The organism is Streptomyces niveiscabiei, assembly GCF_001419795.1.
In the GTDB taxonomy this organism is placed as follows: domain Bacteria; phylum Actinomycetota; class Actinomycetes; order Streptomycetales; family Streptomycetaceae; genus Streptomyces; species Streptomyces niveiscabiei.
Map to the genome: position 1 here is coordinate 1 of NZ_LIRL01000320.1, position 2,056 is coordinate 2,056.

The window sequence follows — 2,056 nt, forward strand, 5'->3', positions numbered from 1 at the left end:
GGGCGGGCGGGAGTAGCGGCTCCGCCACCCCGGACGCGCACAACGGCGGCCCTGCCGAGCGGGGCCGCCGTACGCGTAGTCAGTCGCCGAGGATCTCTTCCGCCTCCAGCGTGACGCCGACCGCCTGGATCACCGAGGCGATCTTGAACGCCTCCTGGACCACCTCGCGGCCGACTCCCGCCTTGCGCAGGACCTGTTCGTGGGAGTCGAGGCACAGTCCGCAGCCGTTGATCGCCGACACCGCGAACGACCACAGCTCGAAGTCGGCTTTCTCGACGCCGGGGTTGCCGATGATGTTCATGCGCAGGCCCGCACGGAGGTTGCCGTACTCGTGGTCGGAGAGCAGGTGCCGGGTGCGGTAGAAGACGTTGTTCATCGCCATGACCGCAGCCGCCGACTTCGCGGCGCGATACGCCTCCGGCGACAGCATCTCCCGCGCGTCCGGGGCGAGTTCACGCAGGACGATGGGTGAGCGGGAGGCGATGGCCGTCGCCAGGACCGTGCCCCACAGCTGCTGCGGCGGGAGTTCGGAGTTGGCGACGACCGAACTCAGGTTGAGGCGGAGGTCCTTGGCGTAGTCGGGTATGCGGGACTTGAGGGTGTCGAGGCTCAACGTCACTCACCCGCCAGGAGCTTGGCCGGGTCGAGGGTCGCCTCGCCCTGGGTCCAGTTGCAGGGGCACAGCTCGTCGGTCTGGAGGGCGTCCAGCACGCGCAGCACCTCCTTGGGGTTCCGGCCGACGGACCCGGCGGTGACCATCGTGAACTGGATCTCCTTGTTGGGGTCCACGATGAAGACGGCGCGCTGGGCGAAGCCGTCCTCGCCCTCGATGCCGAGGTCGCGCATCAGCTCGTGCTTGGAGTCCGCGAGCATCGGGAACGGCAGGTCGCGCAGGTCGGCGTGGTCCTTGCGCCAGGCGTGGTGGACGAACTCGGAGTCGCCGGAGAAGCCGAGGATCTGGGCGTCACGGTCGGCGAAGTCGTCGTTGAGCCTGCCGAACGCGGCGATCTCGGTGGGGCACACGAAGGTGAAGTCCTTGGGCCACGCGAAGACGACGAGCCACTTTCCCTCGTACGACTTGTGGTGGATCGTCTCGAACTCCTTGCCCTTCTCCAGCGAGACACAGGCGGTCAGTTCGAACTCGGGGAACTTGTCACCGACAGTGAGCATGAGCGCTCCTTGTAGCGAGAGGGTCGAGAGGGCCGGACGACGCAGATGCTTGCACAAGGTGCATTAATTACGGAAATAGCTACACTCGGGAGTGTTGATCGGAGGTGGTTATCAGTGACCGTGGGTAATGCCGGGGCCAGAAGGCGCCAGCCCAGTCTGGCCCAGCTGAGGGCGTTCGCCGCAGTCGCCGAGCACCTGCACTTCCGGGACGCGGCGGCGGCGATNNGGGGCGGTGGCCGCGCTGGAGGAGGCCCTGGGGGTGACGCTGCTGGAGCGGACGACGCGCAAGGTGCTGCTCTCCCCGGCGGGCGAGCGCATCGCGGTGCGGGCGCGGGCGGTGCTCGCGGAGGTCGGGTCGCTGCTCGACGAGGCGGACGCGGTCCGGGCGCCGTTCACGGGGGCGCTGCGCCTCGGGGTGATCCCGACCGTCGCGCCGTACCTGCTCCCCACGGTCATCGACCTGGTGCACGGCCGCTACCCGGCGCTCGACCTCCAGGTCCACGAGGAGCAGACGACGAGCCTCCTGGACGGCCTCACGACGGGCCGCCTCGACCTGCTGCTCCTCGCGGTCCCGCTGGGCGTGCCCGGCGTCGTCGAACTCCCGCTGTTCGACGAGGACTTCGTCCTCGTGACCCCGCTGGACCACCCCCTCGGCGGCCAACAGGACGTCCCCCGCGAGAAGTTGAAGGAGCTGAACCTCCTTCTCCTGGACGAGGGCCACTGCTTGCGGGACCAGGCTCTCGACATCTGCCGCGAGGTCGGCCGGGGCGACACCCCGGTCACGACGACGGCCGCCGGCCTCTCCACCCTCGTCCAGCTCGTCGCGGGCGGCCTCGGCTGCACGCTGCTGCCGGGTACGGCGGTGGCGGTGGAGACGGCGCGCAAT

The 2,056-nt window shown here is 69.3% G+C and carries 2 protein-coding genes and 2 pseudogenes; 2 read left to right on the forward strand and 2 right to left on the reverse strand.

Annotation, left to right across the window (positions count from 1 at the left end):
• Positions 1–79: 79 nt before the first annotated feature.
• Together AOK24_RS16460 and AOK24_RS16465 are read right to left on the reverse strand one after the other, a co-directional pair.
• Positions 80–613, reverse strand: coding sequence for an alkyl hydroperoxide reductase (locus tag AOK24_RS16460; RefSeq protein ID WP_055720826.1), 534 nt, complete (start codon positions 611–613; stop codon positions 80–82).
• Positions 614–615: 2 nt separating this feature from the next.
• Positions 616–1,170, reverse strand: coding sequence for a peroxiredoxin (locus AOK24_RS16465; RefSeq protein ID WP_055720827.1), 555 nt, complete (start codon positions 1,168–1,170; stop codon positions 616–618).
• A 114-nt stretch (positions 1,171–1,284) separates the two neighbouring features.
• Here AOK24_RS16465 and AOK24_RS50730 point away from each other — a divergent pair.
• Together AOK24_RS50730 and AOK24_RS16470 are read left to right on the forward strand one after the other, a co-directional pair.
• Positions 1,285–1,394, forward strand: a pseudogene (locus tag AOK24_RS50730) (hydrogen peroxide-inducible genes activator); the annotation flags it as partial.
• Positions 1,395–1,396: 2 nt separating this feature from the next.
• Positions 1,397–2,056 (forward strand): annotated as a pseudogene (locus tag AOK24_RS16470) (hydrogen peroxide-inducible genes activator); the annotation flags it as partial.

Bases quoted from the DNA above. Each gene is read 5' to 3' on its own strand.
- AOK24_RS16465 (WP_055720827.1), bottom strand. From the start codon at position 1,170: ATGCTCACTGTCGGTGACAAGTTCCCCGAGTTCGAACTGACCGCCTGT.